General features: G+C 63.0%; 19 protein-coding genes. 10 read left to right on the top strand and 9 right to left on the bottom strand.

Features of this window, described 5'->3' with window-relative positions; genetic code table 11:
* The first annotated feature begins 23 nt into the window (after positions 1 to 23).
* The 6 genes from JM946_RS29940 to JM946_RS07220 are packed head-to-tail and all read left to right on the top strand — an operon-like array spanning position 24 to position 5,584.
* Positions 24 to 161 (top strand): hypothetical protein, encoded by a 138-nt coding sequence (locus tag JM946_RS29940; protein WP_218042632.1) that lies wholly within the window; start codon positions 24 to 26, stop codon positions 159 to 161.
* Positions 162 to 198: 37 nt separating this feature from the next.
* The gene (locus tag JM946_RS07200; protein WP_203166467.1) at positions 199 to 1,032 is read left to right on the top strand and encodes a MotA/TolQ/ExbB proton channel family protein; all 834 of its coding nucleotides are present in this window, start codon (positions 199 to 201) and stop codon (positions 1,030 to 1,032) included.
* Entirely contained in the window at positions 1,032 to 2,432 is a 1,401-nt protein-coding gene (locus JM946_RS07205; RefSeq protein WP_203166468.1) for an FHA domain-containing protein, read from the top strand. Before JM946_RS07200 ends, JM946_RS07205 begins: the two co-directional genes overlap by 1 nt.
* Complete coding sequence (locus JM946_RS07210; protein ID WP_203166469.1) at positions 2,413 to 3,507, top strand: vWA domain-containing protein; 1,095 nt, start codon at positions 2,413 to 2,415, stop codon at positions 3,505 to 3,507. The genes JM946_RS07205 and JM946_RS07210 overlap by 20 nt, the downstream gene beginning before the upstream one ends.
* A gap of 30 nt (positions 3,508 to 3,537) precedes the next feature.
* Complete coding sequence (locus JM946_RS07215; RefSeq protein ID WP_203166470.1) at positions 3,538 to 4,617, top strand: hypothetical protein; 1,080 nt, start codon at positions 3,538 to 3,540, stop codon at positions 4,615 to 4,617.
* Positions 4,618 to 4,624: 7 nt separating this feature from the next.
* The gene (locus JM946_RS07220; protein ID WP_203166471.1) at positions 4,625 to 5,584 is read left to right on the top strand and encodes a hypothetical protein; all 960 of its coding nucleotides are present in this window, start codon (positions 4,625 to 4,627) and stop codon (positions 5,582 to 5,584) included.
* Between the two features lie 15 nt (positions 5,585 to 5,599).
* Here the strand turns inward: JM946_RS07220 and JM946_RS07225 are convergent, their stop codons facing one another.
* The 5 genes from JM946_RS07225 to JM946_RS07245 all read right to left on the bottom strand — a co-directional run bounded on the left by JM946_RS07225 (position 5,600) and on the right by JM946_RS07245 (position 11,439).
* Entirely contained in the window at positions 5,600 to 7,009 is a 1,410-nt protein-coding gene (locus JM946_RS07225) for an energy transducer TonB (RefSeq protein WP_203166472.1), read from the bottom strand.
* Between the two features lie 98 nt (positions 7,010 to 7,107).
* A complete protein-coding gene (locus tag JM946_RS07230) occupies positions 7,108 to 8,181 on the bottom strand; it encodes an SAM-dependent methyltransferase (protein WP_203166473.1) in 1,074 nt (357 codons plus the stop codon).
* A gap of 3 nt (positions 8,182 to 8,184) precedes the next feature.
* Positions 8,185 to 8,964 (bottom strand): DUF1295 domain-containing protein, encoded by a 780-nt coding sequence (locus tag JM946_RS07235; RefSeq protein ID WP_203166474.1) that lies wholly within the window; start codon positions 8,962 to 8,964, stop codon positions 8,185 to 8,187.
* Positions 8,961 to 9,320 (bottom strand): DUF1475 family protein, encoded by a 360-nt coding sequence (locus JM946_RS07240; protein WP_322110914.1) that lies wholly within the window; start codon positions 9,318 to 9,320, stop codon positions 8,961 to 8,963. Before JM946_RS07240 ends, JM946_RS07235 begins: the two co-directional genes overlap by 4 nt.
* Before the next feature lie 184 nt (positions 9,321 to 9,504).
* Positions 9,505 to 11,439, bottom strand: a complete 1,935-nt coding sequence (locus tag JM946_RS07245) for a methyl-accepting chemotaxis protein (RefSeq protein WP_203166476.1) — start codon at positions 11,437 to 11,439, stop codon at positions 9,505 to 9,507.
* Between the two features lie 266 nt (positions 11,440 to 11,705).
* On the opposite strand from JM946_RS07245, the gene treS reads away from it, so the two are divergent.
* On the top strand, positions 11,706 to 14,972 hold the full coding sequence (gene treS, locus JM946_RS07250; protein WP_203166477.1) for a maltose alpha-D-glucosyltransferase: 3,267 nt from the start codon (positions 11,706 to 11,708) through the stop codon (positions 14,970 to 14,972).
* Here the strand turns inward: treS and amrA are convergent.
* Together amrA and amrB are read right to left on the bottom strand one after the other, a co-directional pair.
* Positions 14,969 to 15,526, bottom strand: coding sequence for an AmmeMemoRadiSam system protein A (gene amrA / locus JM946_RS07255; protein WP_203166478.1), 558 nt, complete (start codon positions 15,524 to 15,526; stop codon positions 14,969 to 14,971). The two genes, treS and amrA, sit on opposite strands and share 4 nt — an antisense overlap.
* Positions 15,498 to 16,346: an AmmeMemoRadiSam system protein B gene (gene amrB / locus JM946_RS07260; protein ID WP_203166479.1), complete on the bottom strand. Its 849-nt coding sequence runs from the start codon at positions 16,344 to 16,346 to the stop codon at positions 15,498 to 15,500. Before amrB ends, amrA begins: the two co-directional genes overlap by 29 nt.
* Positions 16,347 to 16,429: 83 nt before the next feature.
* Between amrB and amrS the strand changes: the two genes are divergently transcribed.
* Positions 16,430 to 17,509 (top strand): AmmeMemoRadiSam system radical SAM enzyme, encoded by a 1,080-nt coding sequence (gene amrS, locus JM946_RS07265; RefSeq protein ID WP_203166480.1) that lies wholly within the window; start codon positions 16,430 to 16,432, stop codon positions 17,507 to 17,509.
* Between the two features lie 87 nt (positions 17,510 to 17,596).
* On the opposite strand, the gene JM946_RS07270 is transcribed toward amrS, so the two are convergent.
* Positions 17,597 to 18,190, bottom strand: coding sequence for a porin family protein (locus tag JM946_RS07270; RefSeq protein WP_203166481.1), 594 nt, complete (start codon positions 18,188 to 18,190; stop codon positions 17,597 to 17,599).
* Positions 18,191 to 18,313: 123 nt separating this feature from the next.
* Positions 18,314 to 19,738 (bottom strand): D-alanyl-D-alanine carboxypeptidase/D-alanyl-D-alanine endopeptidase, encoded by a 1,425-nt coding sequence (dacB, locus tag JM946_RS07275; RefSeq protein ID WP_203166482.1) that lies wholly within the window; start codon positions 19,736 to 19,738, stop codon positions 18,314 to 18,316.
* Positions 19,739 to 19,811: 73 nt separating this feature from the next.
* Here dacB and JM946_RS07280 point away from each other — a divergent pair, with 73 nt between their 5' ends.
* Positions 19,812 to 20,423 (top strand): DUF502 domain-containing protein, encoded by a 612-nt coding sequence (locus JM946_RS07280; RefSeq protein WP_203166483.1) that lies wholly within the window; start codon positions 19,812 to 19,814, stop codon positions 20,421 to 20,423.
* Positions 20,424 to 20,631: 208 nt separating this feature from the next.
* On the top strand, positions 20,632 to 23,934 hold the full coding sequence (locus JM946_RS07285; protein WP_203166484.1) for a glycosyltransferase: 3,303 nt from the start codon (positions 20,632 to 20,634) through the stop codon (positions 23,932 to 23,934).
* Positions 23,935 to 24,045 lie beyond the last annotated feature (111 nt).

Here is a 24,045-nt window from a genome sequence, read left to right on the forward strand (position 1 = left end):
CCAAAGCCGAGGGTACTCAAGTTGTGGAGGATGACGGGGACGCCGAGGAACAGCAGGCGGCCGCCAAGCCCAAAGCGCCAGGCAAGGGCTCGCCCGAGCGCTTCGTGCCGTCGGAACAGGTTCGCGCCGACTTCGACGTGTCCTTTCCCATCGATATCTGACTTTTTTTGAATCGAGCTTTCACGACAGGACACACTCATGGTAACCGCAGCAGCACCGGCTCCTCGCTCCAAACGCCCGGTCCAGTATCCGAGCGAGTTTTTCGTGAACGTGCTGGCGCTGATCGTGACCATCCTGGTCGTGCACGCGCTGTACGTGTCATGGATCTACCCCACCGGCGATGAGATCGTCGCGGCCGAACAGGCGCGCCTCAAAGCCGATCCGGACTACGTGCCGGAGCGTTCGTTCTTCCTGGTGATCAACGCCCCCGAGCAGGAAGTGGAGATCATCCACTTCATCTGGGCGCTGCTCATTCTCGGTTACAAGGCCGTGCTGGTTCGGCGCGAGCGCAAGCTGCTCGAGCGCGAGTTGATCCACGTGCCCGAGGGCATCAAGGTCTTGCCCGAGGATGCGAAGGACTACGCACGCCAACTCGAGGCGTTACCGGAAGAAGACAAATCGATGCTGGTGGTGCGTGCGTTACAACGGGCACTGGATCGCTTCTCCGCGACACGCAGCATCCGCGACTCGGCCGAAACATCCAAGGCGGTGTGCGATTCGGAAGCCGACCGGCTCGACTCCGGGCTGGCCATGATTCGTTACATTGCCTGGGCCATCCCGGCGATCGGCTTCATCGGCACCGTGCGTCACATCGGCGATGCGCTGTTGCAGGCTCATAAGGCGGTGACCGGCGACATCACCGGCGTGACCTCGGGCCTGGGTATCGCGTTCAACGCCACGTTCGTGGCGCTGCTGCTGACCCTGATCCTGATGTTCTTCCTGCACCAGCTGCAGCAGGCGCAGGAGCAGTTCGTGCACGACACCGATCATTGGATCGACCAGCACCTGATTCGCCACATGCAGGTGAGGTAGTGCTAGCACTGGAGCTCATCGATGCCGCGTTGGTTGTCGCCCGTCAGCACGGCGACGCCGTCGACGTCGTTGCCGACGCACCAGGCGTCGCATTGCTGGAAGATCAAACCACCGTCACGGGTGTCGACGCGCTTCAGCGATTGCGAGTCAAGCCGCTGCTGGCGAACACCAATTTCTGGCGCGCCCTGAGCACGCAGCCGTTGACCCGCCCGTCGCGCGTCGCGGGCACCACGGCCGACGTCGCTTTCGCACAAGCGGAGCAGCTGCTCGGTCGTTTCAAGGGCAGCGAAAGCGTGTTGCTCGCTGTGCCGGCAGGTTACACCCGTGAGCAACTCGGCCTGCTGTTGGGTGTGATCAACGAGACCGGCGTGCGCGTCGCGGGGTTGGTGGACGCAGCGCTGGCCGCGTGCAGTCTGGAGCCCGCACCCGCCCGAGTGCTGCATCTCGATTTGGAGCTGCATCAGGCATTGCTCACGGTGCTGGAATATTCCGGCGGCGAGCATCCGGGCCTGAAGCGCAGCCGTTATGAGATCGCCTTGCGCCACGGCTTGCTGGGGATTCAGCAGACCCTGATGCAGTTCATCGCCGAGAATTTCGTGCGCAAGACGCGCTTCGATCCCTTGCACGAAGCGAGCAGCGAGCAGCGCCTGCACGATCGATTGCCGGCGTGGTTGAGCGAGTTGCAGCAGGCTGAAACCATCACCCTGTCGTTCCAATTCGACCAGCGCGAGCTGCAGTTGGAAATGGAGCGCGGGCAACTGATCGCCGCCGCCGAGCCTCACTACGCTGAACTGCTACGGCTTGTGCAGGGCGCGCGTGTTGCAGGTATGGCCATCGATTTGCGAGTGTCACAGCGCGTCGCCTCCATGCCGGGCTTGCTCGATCGGCTCCGCACCCTGCGTGACTGCACGATACAAGTGCTGCCGCCAGCCGCCGCCGCCTGGGGTGCACTTCAATACGAAGCCAGTATCCGGCGTGCGCCGGACTCTTTGGCGCTGGTGTACCAGTTGCCGGTGTCGCGCGCCGAGAGCGGCGAGACGCAAGCTCCCGATTTCGAAGCGACGCCGCCGCAGCTGCGCCCGACTCATGTTTTATTTCAAGGCCGCGCCTGGAGCATCGACGAACAGCCGCTCACCATCGGTTGGGCCGTGGAAGGTCGCCCGCGCGCGCTGACTTTGCCAAGCGCATTGCCAGGTATCTCTCGTTCGCATTGCACGCTGGTCCGACGAAATGGCGCTGTCATGATCGAAGACCACAGTACTTATGGCTCGTTCGTCAACGACGAAAAAGTCGTCGGCCGCACGGCGCTCACCGTGGGCGATCGCCTGCGATTGGGCTCGCCCGGCATCACGCTCGAATTGATTCAACTGGTGAACGACGATGGCGCGCCGCAAGACTGAAGTCTTCAGCATGTCGTTCCTCGACTGCATCACCTGTGCATTCGGGTCGGTGGTGCTGGTCTATACGTTGATCAATGCGCAGGGCGGGTTGCGCGCGCAGACCATGGATCAAAGCCAGCGCGCCGAAGTGTCCAAGATGGAAGAGAAGGTGCTGGAGGGCTACCAGAAGCTGGTGGTGCTGCGCAATTCGCTGATCGAGACCGACCAGGAAAGAGTGCGCACCGAAGGCATGGGCACGCGCGTGCTGAGCGAGACCGAGCGACTCAAGATCGAGCTGGCCGATGCCACCAAGGAAACATTGTCCCGCCGCGAAGCCATCGAGCGGCTCAAGGCCGATCTGAAATCGCTGGAAGAAGGCGCGCGCCGGCTGGAGGGCGCGAGCAAGGACGCCAGCGCCACTGGCACACGCGTGCGCGGTTTCGTCGGTACCGGTGACCGTCAGTACCTGACGGGCCTGCGCGTTGGCGGCGACCGCATCCTGCTGTTGGTCGATGTGTCCGCGAGCATGCTGGACGAGACCGTCGTGAACGTCCTGCGTATGCGCAACATGTCCGAGTCCAAGAAGCTCATGGCGCAGAAGTGGCGTCGCACGGTGTCCACCGTGGAGTGGCTGGCTGCGCAGATGCCGATGGAAGGCCAGTTCCAGATCTACGCGTTCAACACCAAGACCTATGCGCTGGTGGAAGGCTCGGAAGGCAAATGGCTCAAGACCAACGATCCGAACGCGCTGACCGACGCAATCGAAAAGTTACGCAAGACGGTGCCGACCGACGGCACCAGCATCGAGAACGCGTTCATCGCCATGAGCGCGCTCAATCCCAAACCCGACAACGTCATCATGGTCACCGACGGTTTGCCGACGCAGGGCGCGTCGGCGCCGCTAATCCGCAAGACCATCGATGGCGATGCGCGTTTGAAACTGTTCGAGCGCGCTTTCGCCAAGTATCCGCGCGATGTGCCTTTGAACGTGATCCTGATGCCCATGGAAGGCGATCCGATGGCGCCGGCGGCGTTCTGGGTGGCGGCGCGCGACACCGGCGGCTCGTTCATGAGCCCGTCCAAGGATTGGCCATGAGCCGGCAAGCCAGCCGGCCGGGAGCTCAGCATGGCTAAGCGAGCCCGCCGCGAAACCGAGATCTTCAGCATCTCGTTCCTGGACTGCATCACCTGCGGCCTGGGCTCGGTGGTGCTGCTGCTGGTGTTGAGCCAGATCCGTACGCCGAGCATCGAGCAGTCCGACGAAGACCTGCAGGAGCAGTTGCTGAGCCTGCAGGACGAATTGATCGAGATCGAAGGCCAGGCGGAAATCCTGAACCGCGACCTGACCGCCAAGCAGGAACAATTGTCCGAAGAGAAGCGTCGCATCGCACGCCTGCAGGGCGACTTGAGCGACATCCGCGGCAAGTATCAGGCGTCTAAACAGGAGGCGGACGTCGCCAATCAGCTCGAGGGGCGGCTGGCCTCCGCGCAGCAGACCATGACGGAGGAGATGAAGCGCCTGCTCGGCGAGGGCTTTCGCCGCAAGAAGGACGACGCCATCGGCGGAATCCCGGTAGACAGCGAATACATCATCTTCATCATCGACACCTCGGGCAGCATGTTCAACTACGTGTGGCCCATGATGCTGGCCAAGGTCGAGGAAACCCTGAACGTGTATCCGCAGGTGAAGGGCTTCCAGATCATGAACGACGAAGGCACGTACATGTTCAGCGGTTATCGCGGCAAGTGGATTCCTGACACGCCCAGCCAGCGGCGCACTGTGCTGGATCGGCTGCGCACCTGGAATGCATTCTCCAATTCCAGTCCGATCGAGGGCATCGTCGAGGCGATCCGCACCTATTACTCCAAGGACAAGAAAATCAGCCTGTACGTGTTCGGCGACGAATTCACCGGCTCGTCGATCGACTCGGTGGTGAAGGGCGTGGACATCATCAATCGCGAAGACTCCACCGGCGAGCGGCGTGTGCGCATTCACGCCATCGGTTTTCCAGTGCGCCCGGATGCGCCTCAGTACACCAGCATTCGCTTTGCGACGCTGATGCGAATCCTTTGTCAACGCAATGGCGGTTCGTTCGTCGGTCTGGACGATCCGGCGCGCAGCGGCCCCCGCATTCGAATCGGGGAGAACCTCGCCGCGCCGAAGCCTGCGAACCAAGCGCTCGCCCAGGCCACGCCGGGCTCATGAGGTCACCGTGAAAGACTATCGCCTGCTGTCTCGCTCGAACTCGTGGCTGCACGCACGGCGGCGGCAGTTGATGGCGGCCGCGGCGTGCGGATTAAGCGCCACGCTGGTGCTGCTGGCGGGCTGCGGCCCCGTGAAGCTGGTGGCGAACACCAATATCCCGCCGCCGCTGGTGGTGAAGATTCCCGTCGCGGTGGCGTTGTTCATGCCCACCGAATTCTCCAGCTACGTGCACAAGGAAGAGCGCTGGAGCACCAAGTGGCACGTCGATCTGGGCAAGGCGCAGACCGAAGGCATCTCGCGTCTGATGGCCGCGATGTTCGAGCGGGTGGTGCCGGTCGAGAGCGTGAATGCGGGCACGCAGGTTCCTGGCGGCGTGGCCGCGATCCTCGAGCCGAGCATCGAGGAGTATGCGTTCGTCACGCCACGTGACGCCGGCTCGCCCTTCTATGCGGTCAGCATCAAATATCGCGTGAATGTCTACATGCCCGACGGCAAGCTCGCCGACTCCTGGGGCTTCACCGGTTACGGAACCTCGCCGTCGCAGGGATTGTCGAGCGAGGCGCCGCTTTCCACAGCGACTGCATTGGCCATGCGAGATGCGGGCGCGAAGCTCGCGGTCGAATTTCGCGAACAGGCCGTGATGCGTGGACTGTTGCCAGAGTCGGCGACGGCCGATTCGCCTGCGGCTGGTGGCACGCCGCCCGCTCCTGGCGTCGCGCCGACGACTACGACTACGACTACGCCTGCAGCTCCTGCCGAGAAGAGCGAGCCCAAGGAGCAGACGCCGGCTGGCGCAGGGGGACAAGCGCCGGCCGCCGCGCCGAGCAGCGAGCCCGAGAAGAAAGATGCGGCGACAAGCGAACTGCCCGCCGAAGAACAAGAGGTGGAGCAGCAGGACGAGCAGGGCAAAACGAACCGGCCGCTGCCCGAACCCGAGGCGGTCGCGCTGACGCCGCCCGTCTCCTGACGGAACTGCGGTGGGTTACGAGCGACCTTCCTCGTCCTCGTCCTCGTCTGCCTGCTTACGGACCTTGAACACTTCGCGATTGACCAGGCCTTCGGTCTGCACCGGCTCGCCGTTGACGAACTTCGGACGATAGCGGGAGGAGCGCACCGCATGCAGCGCTTCGGATGCCTGGCGCTCCGTGCCGTTCTGCTCGATCACCTTGGCGTCTTCCACGTAGCCCTTGTCGTTCACCGTGAACTGCACGGCCACGAATTTCTCTTCGATCTCTTCCGGCGGCAACTGGCGATTGCGCATCGCCAGTTGCGGCAGGGGATAGTAGATCCGCACCGGGAAGCTGAGCGGCACTGCCGCCAGTTCCGGCCGCGGTTGATCGCTGCTCTCCACCAAAGCGGCGGCGCGCCGATAGTGGGTCAGTGCCTTTTGCGACTGCTGTTTGAGCTGATACCAGTCGCCCAGCTGGATCAGTGTGTCGATCATCGATGCCGGTGAGGCGTCGGGCCGCGCCTCCAGGATGTCCAGCGCACGCTGCAACGACTTTTCGCCATCGCTGCTGATGTACTTGGGATTGACGCCCTTGGACTCGGCCGGCTGCGGATCGGGCAGCAGCCGGTCGTGCAGTGACTGATAGCCCTGAGTGGCGTAATAGACTTCCTGCACATAGCTCCGCGCCAGGCCCCGCAGCGGCAAAACCAGCGCAGGGTCGTGCTTGCCCAGCTTGCGCTCGAGGATTCCGATCGCGTCCCGATAGCGCTCGCGACCGAGCATGAAGTTGCCGGTGTCGACATACCAATCGCCGATCACGCACAGCACGGGCGACATGCGTGGGTCCTTGGCGCCATGGGTGCGTTCGCCGACACGCTGCAGATAATGCATCTGCTTGGCGCCGTCGGCCAGACGACCGGTCTGGAACAGGCTGGTGGCGAGTTGACGGAGCAGGCCCTGCTGACTCAGGTCGAACAGCCCGTGAGTGCGATGGCTGATGTTGAGTGCGCGCTCCAGCACTGGCACCGCTTCCTGATGGCGGTCGAGCAACGCCAGGGAATAACCCAGGCCGCGCAGCGGATCGAGCAACGCCACGCCGCTGCGTACGCCGGCCAACTCGATGATCTGCAAAGCTTCGCGATAGGAGGTCTCGGCGTTGACCTTATCGCCGCCGCTGAGCTGCGCGTTGCCCAGAAGCGTCAACGCGTTGGCGAGCTGTTCGGGCTGGTTGCTGGCGCGCGCCTGTTCTACCAGGCTGTGCGCTTCTTCGATGGCCGCGGTCCAATCTCGCTTGTCATAGCTCGCCCAGAATTCCTGCTGCGCTTCGGGGCGCTTCGGCAGCGGTGGCGCGGCGGCGGCCGGAATCATGAGCGTGGTCAGGCCGAGCAACATGCCCAGCCTGAGCGTTCGTAACCAGGCGTTGGACGGTTGCCTGATTCTCATGACCCACCCCCCAAGCTCATCTCGATCTCGTTGTGCGTGCTATGACGAGAGGCTACGACTCGAGCCGCGCCCGCACAAGATGAGCTTTTCCGTGGTGCTCACTTGCTGAAGAGATAGTGCGATACGAACCATTCGCGGCCGCCGCGATAGCCCCACAGCTCGGCGCAGGCCATGAAGAACACGCGCCAGTACACCCACCAGCGGCGCATGTTCTCGGCGCCGTAGGTGGCCGCCAGAATCGGCTCGACCCGAGCTCGATTGGCGTCCATGTTGGCCAGCCAACACTCGCTGGTGCGGCTGTAATGCGTGCCATCCACGCGCCAGTGCTCCTGCAGGCGCAGATCGCGCTGGAAATAACTCAGCAGGTTGTCGCTCGGCATGATGCCGCCGGTGAAGAAGTAACGGGCCATCCAGTCGTTCTCGTCGCGCACCTCGAACGGATAGGCGTAGTCGCGGTGAGTGAAGATGTGCACGAACAACGTGCCGCCGGGGCGCAGCCAGGAGCTGATGCGCGCCAGCAGCTGTTCGTAGTTGCGCATGTGCTCGAACATTTCCACCGAGACGACGCGGTCGAAGCACTGGTGCTCCAGCGCCAGGTCGTTCATGTCACAGGTGATGATCTGAACGTTGCGCAGCCCGCGACTCGCGGCGCGAGCTTCGATGAACTGCTTTTGCGTACGTGAGTTGGAGACGGCGGTGATGCGTGCGTTCGGATAGCGCTCCGCCATCCACAAGGTGAGCGAGCCCCAGCCGCAGCCGAGCTCCAGGATGTCTTCGCCGTCCGCGATGCGGGCGCGGCGGCAGGTGAGCGCCAGCATCTCCGCCTCGGCGTCGTCCAGCGAGGTGACGCCCGGCTGGAAGTAGCACGATGAATACTTCATGTGCTTGCCCATGACCATTTCGAAAAACTCGCACGGCAGCTCGTAATGTTGCTCGTTCGCTTCGCGCGTGTTGATGGCGATCGGGCTGGCTTTGAGTTGCGCGATGAAGCGCATCAGGTGGCGCTGTTGCGCCTCTTCAGTGGTGCGTTTCTCTTCGCGCAGCCGCTCCGCCAGCAGTCGCCGAATGCCGAAGCGCACCAGCGAATCGGGCAGCATGTCCCTCGCGAGCAGGCGGAACGGCAGAGAAATGGCTGGATCGGCCGGACGCGGTGTGATGGCTGTGGCGGTCATGGCTCAACTTTTACTTGGCAGCGGAATAAACATACTGGTGCGCTGCTGATACTCCCGGTAACGCTCGCCCTTGGAGCGCAACGCCTGCTCCTCGGTTGCTTTGACGCCGGTCACGTTGATCAGGAAGTGCAGCATCAACGCCGGCATCGCCAGTGCCAGCCAGCCCCAGGGGGAAGCCAGCGCGAACACGGCGTAGCCGATCCAGATCGTCCATTCGAAGAAATAGTTCGGGTGGCGCGAGTAGCGCCACAACCCTACATCGCACACCGCGCCGTGATTGGATGCAGAGCGCTTGAAAGACGCGAGCTGGCTGTCGGCGATGCTTTCCCCGATCAGGCCGGTCAGCCAGATAGCCACACCCATGACCTCCAGGACATGCAGACGCGGCTCGGGATTGAGGCAGGCGATGAGCAGTGGCAGGGCCAGCACGACGTTGAGCGCTGCCTGCAGCTGAAAGAAGCCGAAGAACATTGTATTGAGATTGCTCGCCCAGCGCTGACGGAGATCCTGATAGCGACCTTCTTCTGGCTCGCCGATGATGCGCTTGGCGAGATGCCCGGCCAGGCGCACGGACCACAGTGCGTACATGGTGGCGATGATCCACTTGCGTGTGTCCCAGCCATTCGCGAGCGCCGCGTACAACAATGCGAGCACGGCGAAGTTGCCGGACCAGCCGATGTCGACGTAGCTGAAGTTACGATTGCGAATGCCGAGCAACCAGAGCGCGGTCATGATCGCGAAGACCAGCAGCGTGGCGAGCGTGACGAGCAACCACGGGCTCATCGTTGGGTGACTCCGCGAGAAGTCAGGATGTCACTGGCGGGCGCGCCGGGTGGGAGCTTGTGCAATTGCCAGAGCACGTAACTCGCCATCGCCATGTTGCCTAGAGTCATGATGAGCACGAACCACAGCAGCCGCGCCAGCGGGCCTCGCTCCTTGAAGCACACCCAGACGTAGAAGGTCAGAAAGCCGTAGTAGGCGTCGATCAAGGTCGCCAGAGTCCACCAGCGATCCGGCCCCTGCGTGAGGCCCTGCCACTGCCACACGGGCTGTTGCATGCTGGCCCACGCGGTGTAGGCGAGCAGAGACAGCAGAATGGCTGCAAACAGGATCTGCAGCAGGGCTCGGGTACTCATGATTTGCCTCGCGGTCGCTCGCCGGCCGTTCGATTACCTGGCCGCGTGCTTCCTTTATTTGATCGAGGTATTCGGCCGGGCACGGGTTGTGGATGCACCGGCCGCGAGGCAGCAGATCTACGCGCCGGGCCTTCCTATTGCCCGTGCGCGGGAGCGGGTCACGGGGGAGGGGTCGTCTTCCGCAAAGTCAGGCAGCCGAGCGAAAACGTTCCTTTGCTTCCGCCTGCCGAACTTCCGTGGCCTGCGAAGTAGCCGCGGTTGAACGCGAGACGTCGGTACTGAGGGTGAACATCCCAACGGCATCCAGCAGCGCCTCCACCTGAGTGCGCAGCGATTGCGCCACCGCGGCAGTCTCTTCAACGCGAGCGGCATTCTGCTGAGTGTCACCATCGATGCGATCGATGGCTTGGTGCAGTTGGGCGATGTCGTCGCTCTGGGTGCGGCTCGCCATGGCGATCTGTTGCATGATGTGCGACACGCTCTGCACCGAGCTGAGGATCTCCTGCATGGTCTGGCCGGCGCCATTGACCAGCGAAGCGCCTTTCTCCACGTCTTCGAGCGAAGCATGGATCAGTTTCTTGATCTCGTTGGCGGCGCTTGCCGAGCGCTGAGCGAGATTGCGAACTTCGCTGGCGACGACGGCGAAGCCGCGGCCTTGCTCCCCGGCGCGGGCCGCTTCGACAGCGGCATTGAGCGCCAGCAAGTTGGTTTGAAAAGCGATCTCGTCGATCACCCCGATGATGTCGCCGATCTTTCGTGACGATCCGGTGATGGCCTGCATGGTCTGCACCACCTGTCCCACAGCCTGATTGCCGCGGGAGGCGACCTCGCGCGCGTCGTCCGAGACGCGTTCGCCATTCAAGGCATTGTCGAGATTGCGCTGCACGTTCTCTTGAACCTGCTGAGCGCGCTCCGCGGTAGTACGAACAGCGGACGATTGCGACGCTTCGCGCTGAGCGAGCTCGTCGTTGGAGCTGGCGATCTGCTGACCCGCGCCGTCGATTTCGCCGGTGACCTCACGAATCCTCAGCACCAGCGATTGCAACTGCGACTGGCTGGCGTTGAACGCATCGATGAGCTGCGCGATCTCGTCCGTACCGCGCGCTGGGTAATTCGTAGTGAGGTCGCCTTGTGCGAGCTTGCGCATGCGAGTCATCAGCGCCGCAAAGCCACGCAGGTTGGAAACGTAGAAGCTGGAGATCAGATAGACAGCCAGGAACAAACCGATGAACGTGATCGCCAGCAGCAGATTCCGGCGTTGCTCGAAACCCTCGATGCGAGTCGCGAGCAACTCATCGAGCACCGCTGTGGCCGCGGCCGACATCGCCAGAGTTTGCTCGCTGAGCTTGCCGCCAATACCCACTCGTGCCGCATCCGGCTCGCCCCGGCGCAACCGCTCGGCATGTTCCTTGAACTCGGCGTAAACCGCTTCGAACGCGCCGCTGTCGAGCTTGGGAATCAGCAAAGGATTCGCCGCCGTCGCGCGCTTGATGGCGAGCGCGAGCGAATCACGATACGTGGAGGCGCGAGCAGCGATGAACTGAATGGCGACGTCGTCCGCGCCGGATACCGAGCCCGCCGCTTGAATCTTCAGCGCCATGGCATCCAGCCGAGCAGCCGTTTCCGCCAGCTTGGGCGCATAGTCCATGACAATGGCCATCGCGTAGTAGGAATCCAGATCCGGATCGAGCGTCAGCTTGGAGTTATCGCTGATCAAGCCATAGAGCGAGAGCGCCTGCGCGGCGAGATCGTCGACGTCGCTGCCACCCCAGCTGCTACTTAGCGCGCGCAGTTCATCTTTGAGCGCCAGGGCGTCGCCCTGCGATTCGTTCAAGGCACGCGCTTTGTCCAGCGCCTGCGATCCGTTGGCGCTCGCGTCGCCGCCGGCACGTCGAGCCGCCAACGCCGCCATGAACTCGTTCATGGACGCGACATGCGCCGTACCCAGCTGCTCCTGCTGGGCGAACTCGATATTGCTTTTCGAATAGCTGGCCACGCCGTACACCGCGACGCATAGCGGCACCATGAAAGCGGTGCTGATGATGGCGAACTTGATCGGCAGCCGAGCGACCTGCATCAAGCGGATTCCGGGCGCGAGTAAACGGTCCAAGGTGCTCGACATACGTGGTTATCTTAGTTCGCGGCCAGCCGGATTCGGGCGAAGCTCACCCATGGGCGGAATCGGCTCGGCCGTCGCGATCTTGAGTCAGCGCTTGCACTCGATTCGTGAAAGGCCGGAAGCTTTCGCGCCGTTCTGTGACCGGGTTCACCCGTGCGCGGCGCCGGAGCCGACTTGTGGCGGCCGGCCGGCGTCGGGGGGAACCCGACAACCCGTTGCACGCGTTTGAACCTATCCACCGCCATCCACTCGAGCCGCCAACCACCGCCATGACTGACGACCCGCTTTGGTACAAGGACGCGATCATCTATCAGATGCACGTCAAGGCGTTTCACGACGCCAATGGCGACGGCATGGGCGATTTCGCCGGCCTGACGCAGAAGCTCGACTACATCCAGGAGCTGGGCGTCAACACCATCTGGCTGCTGCCGTTCTATCCGTCTCCGCTGCGCGACGACGGTTACGACATCGCCGAATACACCAACGTGCACCCCGACTACGGCACGCTGGAGGACTTCCGCCAGTTCATCGATGAAGCGCATCGCCGGGGGCTGAAGGTGATCACCGAGCTGGTCATCAACCACACCTCCGATCAGCATCCCTGGTTCCAGGCCGCGCGGAAGGCGCCGCCCGGCTCGCGCGAGCGCGAGTTCTACGTATGGAGCGACGACGACAAGAAGTTCGCCGGCACGCGCATCATCTTCACGGATACCGAAACCTCCAACTGGGCCTGGGATCCGGTGGCGGGCCAGTACTACTGGCATCGCTTCTTTTCACATCAGCCGGACCTGAACCACAACAATCCCGAGGTCGTCGAGGCGGTGATCCGCGTGATGCGCTTCTGGATGGACCTGGGCGTGGACGGCATGCGGCTCGACGCCATTCCGTATCTGTGCGTGCGCGAAGGCACCAACAACGAAAACCTGCCCGAGACGCACGCCGTGCTCAAGCGCATGCGCGCCGCGATGGATGAAAGTTATACCGGCCGCATGTTTCTCGCCGAAGCGAATCAATGGCCGGAAGACGTGCGCGAATATTTCGGGGAGGGCGATGAATGCCACATGGCGTACAACTTCCCGCTCATGCCGCGAATTTTCATGGCGGTGGCGCTGGAGGATCGCTATCCCATCGCCGAGATCATCCGCCAGACGCCGGATATCCCGGAAAACTGCCAATGGGCCATCTTCCTGCGCAATCACGACGAGCTGACGCTCGAGATGGTCACCGATCGCGAACGCGACTATATGTACCGGATGTATGCAGCCGAGCCGCGCATGCGAGTGAACGTCGGCATCCGTCGCCGCCTCGCGCCGCTGCTCGGCAACGATGTCGACCGCATCAAGCTGATGAACAGCCTGCTGCTGTCGATGCCCGGTTCGCCGATTATTTATTACGGCGACGAGATCGGCATGGGCGACAACATCTACATCGGCGATCGCAATGGCGTGCGCACACCGATGCAATGGAGCATCGATCGCAACGCCGGCTTCTCGCGCGCCGATCCGCAGCGGTTGTATCTGCCCGTGATCATGGATCCGATCTACGGCTATCAGGCCGTCAACGTGGAAGCGCAAAGCCGCGATCCGTCGTCGCTGTTGAACTGGACGCGCCGCATGCTGGCGGTGCGCCGGCAGTTTCAATGTTTCGGTCGCGGCTCGTTGGAGTTCGTACGGCCGCAGAACCGCAAGATCATTGCGTACGTGCGAAGCTGCGGCAACGAGCTGATCCTGTGCGTCGCCAACCTGTCGCAGACCGCGCAGGCGGTGGAGTTGGATCTGTCGAAGTACAAAGGCCGCGTGCCGGTGGAGCTGATGGGACGCAACGCCTTTCCGCCGATCGGCGATCTGCCGTATTTCCTCACCTTGCCGGCGCATGGCTTTTTCTGGCTGCAGCTGAGCGACTCGGCGGCGCCGCCGGCATGGCACGTGGAACGCCTGCCTGCCACCGAGTTGCCGGTGCTGGTGTTGTCGGAGGGGCTCGCGACCTTCCTCCCCGAAGTCACCCAGGCCGCCAGCGGCGGTCTCATGCGCCGCACGTTGCAACAGCTCGAAACCGAAGTGCTGCCGGAATTCATCAGGGCTCGCGGCTGGTTCTCGCACAATCGCGGCGATATCACAGCGCTGCACCTCGGCCCGCGCAGTGTGTGGCGCTACGAGCAGCGCTCGTACTTGCTCTGCTTCGTGGACGTCGAGGGCGCCAGCGGCGGTCGTCGTCGCCATGTCTTCCCGCTCACCATCGGTTGGGAGGACGGCTCCGACGACATTCTGCGCACGGCGGAATGGACGCTGGCGAAAGTTCGCCAGCATGCGCGCGCCGGTGTGATGATCGATGCGTTTGCCGATCCGTTCTTCTGTGTCGGGCTGGTGCAGAACATGGCCAATGGCGCGACGCTGCCGTTCGCCGGCGGCGAGATCCGCTTCCATGCGCTCGCGCCGCTGCCGGCGTTGCCAGAAGCCGATCTGCAGCACGTGCGCCATGTCGGTGCGGAGCCGACCAACACCAACATCATCATCGACGATTCGTTGTTCCTGAAAGCTTATCGGCGTGCCGAGACCGGGCCGAATCCGGACTTGGAGATGACGAGATTGCTGACCGAAGCGGGCTTCAGGGCCATCGCTCCGTTGCTCGGATACATCGTCTGGGAGGCGGAGGAGACCACCCCGCTAGCTGCGCTGTTCTCGTACGTGGGCAACCAGGGCGACGTTTGGACGTACGCGCTCAATCACCTCGAGCGCTACGTGACATTGATTTCTGCGCAGGACGCCGCCACGCCCGAGCAGCCGCATGCATTGTTCACCACTCAGATGCAGACGCTCGGCCGGCGCATCGGTGAAATGCATGCGATTCTGGCCAAGGCCCAGGATGTGGCGTTCGCGCCCGAACCGATCCGCTCTCAGGATCTGTCGCGCTGGTACAGCGCCGTGCAGTTCGAAGCAGATGCCGCGCTGAACGCGCTCCAACAACGTGTGTCCACCTTGCCGGAAGCGACGCGCACGCGAGCCGAGCAGTTGCTCGGCGAGCGTGAACGTTTGTTGACTCACATTCGCGAGCTGACGGCCGAGCCCATCAACGGCCTGCGCACGCGAGTGCACGGCAATTTGCATCTGGCGAAGATCTTGCTGGTGGCCGACGATTTCCTGCTCACGGGCTTCGAAGGAGACATGAGCTTGCCCATCGCCGAACGCCGGCAGAAGGATTCGCCGCTGCACGATGTCGCCAGCGTGCTGATCTCGTTCCATTACGCCAGCAGTGTGGCGCTCGAGCATGCGCTCACGCATCGCCCCGAGCAGCGTGAGCGCCTGGAGCCGGAGCTTGCGCAATGGCTGCAGTTGACCACGCAGGCGTTCATGAAGGGTTATCGTCGCGGCGCGGCCGAGTCTGGCGTGCTGCCCTCGGACGAGGCGGGCATGCAGCGGCTGCTGAAACTGTTCATGATCATTCGCTCGGTGTACGCGTTGCGAACCGAGTTGGCGTCGCGACCGGAAATGATCGCGGCGGCCGTCGACGCTCTGCTGGATCAGTCGCGCAGCGGCTAGTCGAAGCTTTCGGTGGTGTAGAGCAAAACCTGCATGTCGGCTGGCCAGAAGTCCGCGGGCCAGCCGGCTTTCAATTTCAGATGACGGATGAAGCGGCGCGGATCGGGCAGCTGCTCCCACACCGCTGGCAAAAACGTGCTGCGTCTGAGGCCGGCTCGAAGAATCACGCCATCGATACCCGGACGCAGGATCTCCAGCAACTCCGCTTCACTACGGACGTCGCAGGGTTGTGGCTCGCTGAGTACCGAGATCTGCACGCCGGCATCGGCCCATTCCGGCGGCGTGAGCGCTGGGAACCTTGGATCCGCGAACGCCGACGCCCACGCATTGTTCCAAACATCCACGTGCAGCGGACGCGTTGCTTCGATGGTGCCGCAGCAGCCGCGCAATTCTTCGCCGATGCGCAGCGTGACGAACGAGGCGCCCGGGCGATCCAACTCCGGATCGAAGGGCTCGCCGGGTGCAGGAACGAGCTCGCCGCTCGGCAATGCCGCTTCGACGGATGCACGCGCGAGCGCGAGCAGCTCAGTGCGTTGTCGTGGACCCAGACTCATGGAGAGCGAAAGCTCCGTAGCCCACCACACGATTTCGGTCGCCGGCCGTATCGCCAGAGTTGCAGCGGGCGATCTCGGAGATGCGCGCCTCGCGTTGCCGAGCCAGAAATGAAAGGCCATTGATCCCGATGCAGCCGCACGCCTGTTCGCCGGTCAACGACGGCTCGCTGCGCAAGATCGCCTCGATGGTTTCCGCATCCACGGCGCGCGCCTCGTCGTAAGGCAAGTAATGGCTCAGATCGGAGCTCACCAGGATCAATGTTTCCGGGCCGCCCCAAACGTCCGCGAGCACCGCCGCCACGGCGGGCGGGGAGGCCGAGCCAAGCGCGATGGGCAGCAGCGTGAAATCATCGAACAGCATTTGCAGAAAGGGCAGCTGCACCTCGAGGCTATGCTCGCTGGCGTGCGGCGCGTCCGACTCGATCATCTGCTCGTGAGCGAGCGCCCGCTGCTTGAGTTCCCGATCGACTGTCACCATACCTAGCGGCGTTTGCAAGATTTCGGCCGCAGGCGCCGCCATGCCTCGCAGATAAACGCGATGGCTGGGGCCGATGAGTACGATGCGACGAATCTGCCTACGCTGATGTGCGACCTGTGCGTACGCAGCCGCGGCGATGACGCCCGAATAGATGTAGCCCGCGTGCGGCACGATCAGCGCCTTGGGGGCGGGACCCGCCACGGTGGGCGCCTGTGCTAAATACTCCGATACCGAGTCGCGCAACTCGGCCGGATCGCCCGGATAGAACAGGCCGGCCACGGCCGGCGATCGAACCTTGGTGCTCACTTTTTCCGCGTTCCCCCGGTTAGCGATCGGGCGCATGATGTGAAACGCACGTATGTATACGCCGGTCGCCAGTTCGATGAAAGTTCGCCTGCCGGCCGCTCGACTCTGAATGTCCGCTTATGAAAATTCATCCTACGAAGTACTGGCATGTGTTGGAGGACGGCCGCGTTCAATGCGACGTCTGTCCGCGTGAGTGCCGCATGCACGAGGGGCAGCGCGGTCTTTGTTTCGTCCGCGGTGTCGAACGCGGCGAGGTCAAACTCTATACGTACGGACGATCCAGCGGGTTCTGTGTGGACCCGATCGAGAAAAAGCCGTTGAATCATTTTCTGCCGGGGACCTCGGTGCTGTCGTTCGGCACCGCCGGCTGCAATCTCGCCTGCAAGTTCTGCCAGAACTGGGACATGAGTAAATCGCGCGAGATGGACACGCTGGCCGACCAGGCATCGCCGGAGATGCTGGCGGCGGCTGCAAACAGGCTCGGATGCTCCAGCGTCGCCTATACCTACAACGATCCGGTGGTGTTCATGGAGTATGCGATGGACGTTGCCGACGCTTGCCGCGCGCTCGGGGTGAAGAGTGTCGCCGTGACTGCGGGTTACATGAGTGCCGCGCCACGTGCCGAGTTCTACAAGCACATGGATGCCGCCAACGTCGACCTCAAAGGCTTCACCGAGCGCTTCTACAAAAAGATCTGTGGCGCCGAACTGGGCCCGGTGCTCGACACGCTGGAGTATCTGAAACGGGAAACCTCGGTCTGGTTCGAGATCACCACGCTGCTGATTCCGGACGAGAACGACTCGGACGCCGAGCTCGATCGAATGACTCGCTGGATCATGGACAAGCTGGGGCCGGACGTGCCGCTGCATTTCACGGCATTCCATCCGGATTGGAAGATGCTGGACAAAACGCGCACGCCGGCTTCCACCCTTACTCGCGCAAGAAACATTGCGCGTGCCAACGGGCTGCACTATGTGTACACGGGCAACGTTCACGACTCCGAGGGGGCGAGCACCTACTGCGCGGGCTGTAACAAACGAGTCATTGAACGCGACTGGTACGAGCTGGGGGAATGGAAGCTCGATGCACGCGGCAAATGTTCGCACTGTGGTGCGCAGCTGCCGGGCGTGTTCGATGGAGCCGCGGGCAAGTGGGGCGCTAAACGTATGCCGGTGCGTCTGGCGGCGGGCGCCCGGTAGCGACAAAAGCCAGCAACAAAAAAACCCGCCGACATCGTCGCCGGCGGGCTGTCGCTCAGCTCTTCAGTTCAGTTCGACACGCGGCCGCTAGAAGCGCCACTGTCCCGTCAGCCAGATCGCGTTGGAATTCTCCGCATCTTCCAGATCGATCTCCTCCCACTCGAGCTTGGCGTGCAGGCGCTCGAAGAACGTAGCACCGACGCCGAAGCCATACATGAGATCCTCGCCGCTGTCGCTCGAATCGAAATCCAGGTCGGTGGGATCGTCGATGTTGGCGGTGATATCGAGATCGTAGAAATAATAGCCCAGCTTGGCCGACAGCTCGACCGGTCCGAGCGGGAACGTGCCGATCACCGACGGCGCGAAACCTGCAAGCTCCGCGCGATAGTTGCCGCTGGTACCGCTGGTGCTGAAGTCGTCTTCAGGACCGCCGTAATCGACATACGCTGCCTGCAAAGCAATATATGGATTGATGCGCCAACCCACGAATGCCTGCCATGCCGTATCGTCGTCGTCGAGACGACCCAAGGCTTCGTCGATGGTGTCCGCGCCGTTGATTTCGATATCGAACTGGCCGACGCCGCCGCCGATATACAAGCCTTCGTCGTTCTCCGGGGACTGCGCGTACGCGGCTCCCGAGCCGAGCGCCAGCAGTGTTGCCGCAATGATTACGCGATTCATGCACACTCTCCTGTGAGTATTAAAAGTACGAGCTGCCCGCCGGCCGGCATAGCAGCGTTCCGCTTTTGCAACTCGCGTGTGCAAAACGCTTTGTCGATGCGGCGGTTCCCTGCGGCGTCCGCGCTACTGACCAAATACCCAACGTATCAGTTCGGCATGCACTGCTTCACCGCTGCCGGTCTGCGCGCCGGGGTGATTGACCATGATCACCACGACGTAAGTTTTGCCTGAAGCCGCGTTCACAAATCCCGCCAGCGCGCTGACGTTGTCCAGATGACCGGTCTTCAACCGGATGCGTCCCTGCATGCCGGGCGACTTGAAACGATTGCGCAATGTTCCATCGGTCGCGGACAGCGGCAGCGAGGCGGCGAACTCGGGCATGAACGGGCTGTGCCAGGCCTGGTCGAGCATTTCGCCCAGACCGCGCGCCGTCACTCGTTCAGCTCGTGACAAGCCTGAACCGTTGTCCAGCACCAGTCCCGGCATGGTGATGCCGTGCTCAGAAAGCCACAAACGGATGGCGTTGCGGCCGCTTTGGACCGTGGCCGGCGGGCCGTACTTCTCTACGCCGAGCGTCAGCATCAAATGCCGCGCCATCACGTTGTTGGAATATTTGTTCACCAGTCGAATCACTTCCGCGAGCGGCGCCGACTCGTGTTCATGAAACAGCTTGGCCTCGGACGGCAATGTTTCGACTCGCATGCCGCCTTCCAGGACGCCGCCCGACTGTGTCCATAGAGTTCGGAACGTGCCGTACGCGTAGTCGGGCGCGGTCATGATGGCGCGGCTGATGGAGTAACTGCCGCATGCTGCCGGCAGCACTCCGCCGACCACGATCAGATTCGGATTGTCGATCGGATCAGGCGAGGCGAACGTGACACCGGAGGTGTAACACTTGCCGCCGATCAGCCGCACCTGATTCTGAATTTGCAAGCCGGCGGGCAGGGGATTGACCAGGATCATCGGTCGCGCCTGCTGCTCCTTGGCGATGAGCGTGAAGCGCGAGGTCTGGAAATTCACCATCAGCGCATCGGGGAGCACGTTGTAGCTGCGGAACGGCTGATCATCGAAATCGCCGCGATTGCCCGCGGCGGGCGCGAAGTAGGCGTTGTCGATGACGAAGTCGCCGGTGATCTTGCCGAGGCCTCGTTCACGCAGACTGTTAACGAAGCGCCACCACTGCTCTGCCGTGATGTACGGGTCACCGCCGCCGACTACGAACAGATCGCCGTCCAGTACGCCGTTGGACATACGGCCGTCGACATAGGCGCGGGTTTTCCACGTGTAGCCCGGACCGAGCGTGTCCAACGCCACATAGGTGGTCAGCACCTTGATCACCGACGCCGGGCTGCGCGGCTGATCGGCGTTCACTTCCAGGATGTCTTCGTTGGTGGCGGCGTCTCGCACATAGATGCTGAGATTCTTGGCCGGGATGCCGACGCGGTTCATTGCGCGCAGCACGGCGGGCGGCACCGATTCGCGCGCCCATGCGAGCGGATGAAAGACAGCAGCGATGAACGCGACCAGCGCGACGAGGGCTTTCAGCATTCCACATGTTCTTCTGTACGGGTACGCCGCATACTGCGCGCTTCCGGGGCTGGAGACCATTGGGCAAACGACGATGCGGCGACTGTGGAACACCTTTCTTAAAGGCCTGGCGGCGGTGCTGCCCGTGGCGCTCACCGTCTACGTCGTGTTCTGGCTGGCGAAGACCGCCGAGTCGGTGCTCGGCGAGCCGCTGCGTGCGCTGCTGCCCGAAGATCGTTACTGGCCGGGTCTGGGCCTGCTAGCCGCGTTCCTGCTGATTCTGATCGTCGGGCTGCTGGTCGACGCATACATCGTGCGGCGCCTGTTCCGCTTCGGCGAGTCGGTGCTCGCGCGCATTCCCATCGTGAAAACCATCTTCGGCGCGTTCAAGGATTTCAGTCGTTTCCTGCCCGCCGGCGGCAAGGCCCGTGATTTGAAACGTGTGGTGCTGTGGCGCTTCGGCAGCGCGCAGCTGATCGGCTTCGTCACCGAGGAGCAGGTGAATCCCAAGCTGTTTGGCGCCGCCGAACAGGACCTCGTCGCGGTGTACTTCCCGATGAGTTATCAGATCGGCGGCTACACCATGTATCTGCACAAAGACGAGCTTCGCGAAACCGAGCTGTCGGTCGAAGAAGCCATGCGCCTGGTGCTGATCGGCGGCGTGACCAGCCACGCCCAAGCCCCGCTCGCCGCCGCCGAGAACTAATGAACGGGCAGTCTTTTACACCCAACTGTGACCGCTCTCTCGGCTTGCCACTTCCTGTACAGCAACTGCCAATTCTTGTCACCCTCGCAGCGTCACTTGAACTGTGCCGGGTTTAACAATTTGAGACTCTGCCTCGCGCGGGTTGAAACCGACTGCTGTTACGATTTCGGACATACTCCTTGGAAGGTCTGCCAGCAACGGTCTGCTCGTGTCGGAAGCCAATCTTCGACAAATTCGCGTGCTGCATATCGTGAGCGCCGGTGGCGTTGCGAACAGTCTGCAGCCCTCGCTATTCATGCCTCTGCTCACGCGCTTGCCGCGTCAGCGCGTGAAGGCGCAGGTCGCGTGCTTGTCGCCGGGCGCCGTGCCTTCGGCGGTGTTGCGACAGAATGGTGTGCCGACCTTCGATCTGGCGCTGTCACGCAAACGTTTCTCGCCCACGGCGTTCGGTGAGCTGGTGCAATCGGCTCGTCACTTCCGCCCCGATGTAATCCAGGCTTGGGGTCACACCGCGCAGATTCTCTCCACCATGCTTCGCAAGCGCTGCGACTGGAAGCCGCGGCTGGTGTGGAGTCTCGCGGATACCGCTCCGCTGACCAAGAATGCGGGCTTCATCGATCGACAGAAACTCAAGTACGCGGCCAAGTTTGCTGCGCGCGCCGATCGCATTGTTTATACGTCCGAGGCCGCAGCCGCTCAGCATCGACGCGTCGGCTTCCCGGACGGCGGTCACGAGACCGTGCCCCCCGGCGTGGACGCCACCCGTTTCAAACCCGACTTCGCTGCTCGTCGCAGGCTGCGCGAGGAGTTGAGTCTGCCGGGTGAAACATTCGTCATCGGCATGGCGGCGCCGTTCCAGCCCGAGTTCGATCACTCCACCTTGCTCAAGGGGATTGGCGAGCTGGTCAAAATCAACCCCAACCTCGCGGTGGTGCTTGCGGGGCACGGCGTGCAGAAGGGCAATGCGCCCCTGATGGCGCTCATCGGCGGCGGCGCGCTGGCGACTCGCGTGCACCTGCTGGGTGAATGGTCCGACGTGAATGCGCTCTATAACGCGTGCGATGTTGTTTGCTCGAGCGCGGTGAACGATCAGTCGCGCATGAATGTCGTCATGGCGATGTTGTGTGGCGTGCCTTGTGTCGCGACTGGCATTGGCGCGCAGGGCGAGGTCATCGGGCAGCACGGTGTGGCGGTGGAGCCGGGCAATCCGGCGGCGTTCGTCAAAGGCATCACACGAGTGATGCAGTTGTCGGCCGAGAAACGGACCCACTTGGCGCAGGGCGCACGCAAGCACGCGCTCGCCAACTATGTGTATGTGCGCTCGCTGCAGAAATATCTGCAGCTTTATTACGATTTGATCGGGCGTCAGTCGCTGGTCAGCAACGATCTGCCGACGCCGGAGATCGATGCCACGCTCACGGTGCCGCCGGCCCTGCCGAGCGAAGCCGAGATGAATGCCAGCAAGCGCAAGCCCATTACAGTGGTCGACCTGTCCGATCCGGATTCGCTCGAATCCAAGGTTGCCGAGCGCGCGCCCGAAGAGTTGCCGAAGTGGCGTATCGAACAGGAAGAGGAACGCAAGAAGCGCGAGGCCGAGTTGGCTGCTCAGGTGGCGGCGAGCAAGTCGGTCGGCGATGTGTTGCAGGTGTTCGAGGTTGAGCAGGCCAAGGCGGCCAGCTCCGAAACGCCCATGACGGAACGGGCGCGCGGTGTCGCCGACGATACCGAGGAGTTGTTGTCGCCCGAGTTGCTGGCGGCCGAGGTTCCCGTTGCGCCTCGCGCTTCGCACAGTGCTGCTTCTTCCAAGAAGGCTTCCTCTTCAGCGCCGGCTCCTGCCGTTTCTGCTCAGGACGCTGCTAAACAGGCCGCTCTCAAAGCGGCTCGCATGGCCGCGCTGCAACCCATCACCCCGCCGTCACGCCCTGTCGCCGCGCCGAAGGCGCCGGCTGCGGTGACGAGGCCGCCTGCTACTAAGGCTTCGCCTGCTACTCGGCCGCCCGCGTCGCCTTCGCCTGCGATCGCCGATGATTTCGACTTCGCACTCGAGACCACCAAGCCCGCCGCAGCCGTGAAGCCCGAGTCGGCGAAGGTTGCCGCGAGCCTCTCAACGTCCGATGTGGCGAAGCCTGCCGCGAATATTTCAGCGCCTGATTTGACGAAGGCTGCTGCGAATATCCCAGCGCCCGATGTCACGAAGGCTGCTGCGAATATCCCAGCGCCCGATGTCACGAAGGCTGCTACGAATATCCCAGCACCCGAGGTCACCAAGGCTGCAGTGGGCATCCCGGCGGCCGATCTGATGATGGCTGCTGCTGCGGCAGTCAGCTCTGACCCGCCGAAGTCTCCCGCCCCTATCTCGGCCGCGGACGCCGAGCCGCTCGACATTGGCAGCACTCAACCGATCGAGATGTTGCCGGAAAGCGCGCTGTTGCAGGCGGCCACGCCAGGTGTTCCGGGCGCGCCCACGGCCGAACAAAAGGCGTCGGGCGATGCTCCGGACATGCTGCCGGACTTTTCGTTGTTGCCTGCGGCTGAGCTGAATGCGTCAACCGCCCCCGTGGACCCGTCGGTCGCCGATCTCGGCGGCACGCCGCCGCTGGACCTGCTCCCGGAAATCACACTGCTGCCACCCATCGAGTCGACTATGTCGCCCGCCCCGGCGGCCGAGCCGGTGCAAGCGGAGGCGGTCGGTTTAGAGCTGCCGGAGATGCTCCCAGAGATTGCGTTGTTCCTCGACCCGCAAGCTCACGCCATCCCTGTATCTAGCTCGGTCTCCACCAGGCAAGACTCCGTCTCGCAGACGCTCGACGAACCATCGAGCGCCCCGTCGTCTCCGCCCGCCGCCTCGTCGGTTGCCGCCGAGCCGGCTAAGAAAGATCTGCTTGCGCCGGCGGCCGAAACGCAAGCGAAGGCCGCGCCGACTTCGGCAGCCGTACCGTCGGTGGTCGCCGAGCAGGGCAAGAAAGATGTGCCTGCGCCGTCGCCTGTCGCTGAGCCGGTCAAGAAGACGGCGTTCGATAGCCCGCAGCCGATGGGAATGTTTTCGCAGGCATTGGCGAATGCAACCTTGCGACTTGCTGCGTTCACAGCGAAGGCGGCGGAGGCTTCGCAGGCTCCGTCGAACGAGCAGCCTGCAAAGGCGACTGCGACGCTCGTGAGTGCGAGACCGGCAGTGGACAAGAACGCAGCCACAAGCCCTGAATCGAGCGTCGCGCACGAGCAGGGCAGGGATAGCGCACAGGTCACAAGCACCGGGCCGACGACGAACAACGAGAGCGTCAGCGAGCTCGCATTGCTGGCGACGGGACAATGGATGACCATGCAGTGGCCCGGAGTGAAATCCGAGCCAACGCATCGGAATGGTGAGGAGCTCAGCGGTGCGGAAGCGCTGTCGTTGATCTCGACCCCGGCCCCGGACACGACGTCCGATGCGTCACGAGATCCAACGGTGAAGCTGGCGCTGCTGCAAGATCCGGCCGCCGAGCCGAAGCGCGCCGCAAACGCCAAATAAGCCCCGAAAAACCCCCAGCATCAATCGATCGTTCCGACCGAAGATGCGGCAGTGATCTATAGGCAAGCCGAGCGGCGGCTCCAACACGAGCACGCCACTCGGAACAAAGAA

Source organism: Steroidobacter gossypii (assembly GCF_016801985.1).
In the GTDB taxonomy this organism is placed as follows: Bacteria; Pseudomonadota; Gammaproteobacteria; order Steroidobacterales; family Steroidobacteraceae; genus Steroidobacter; species Steroidobacter gossypii.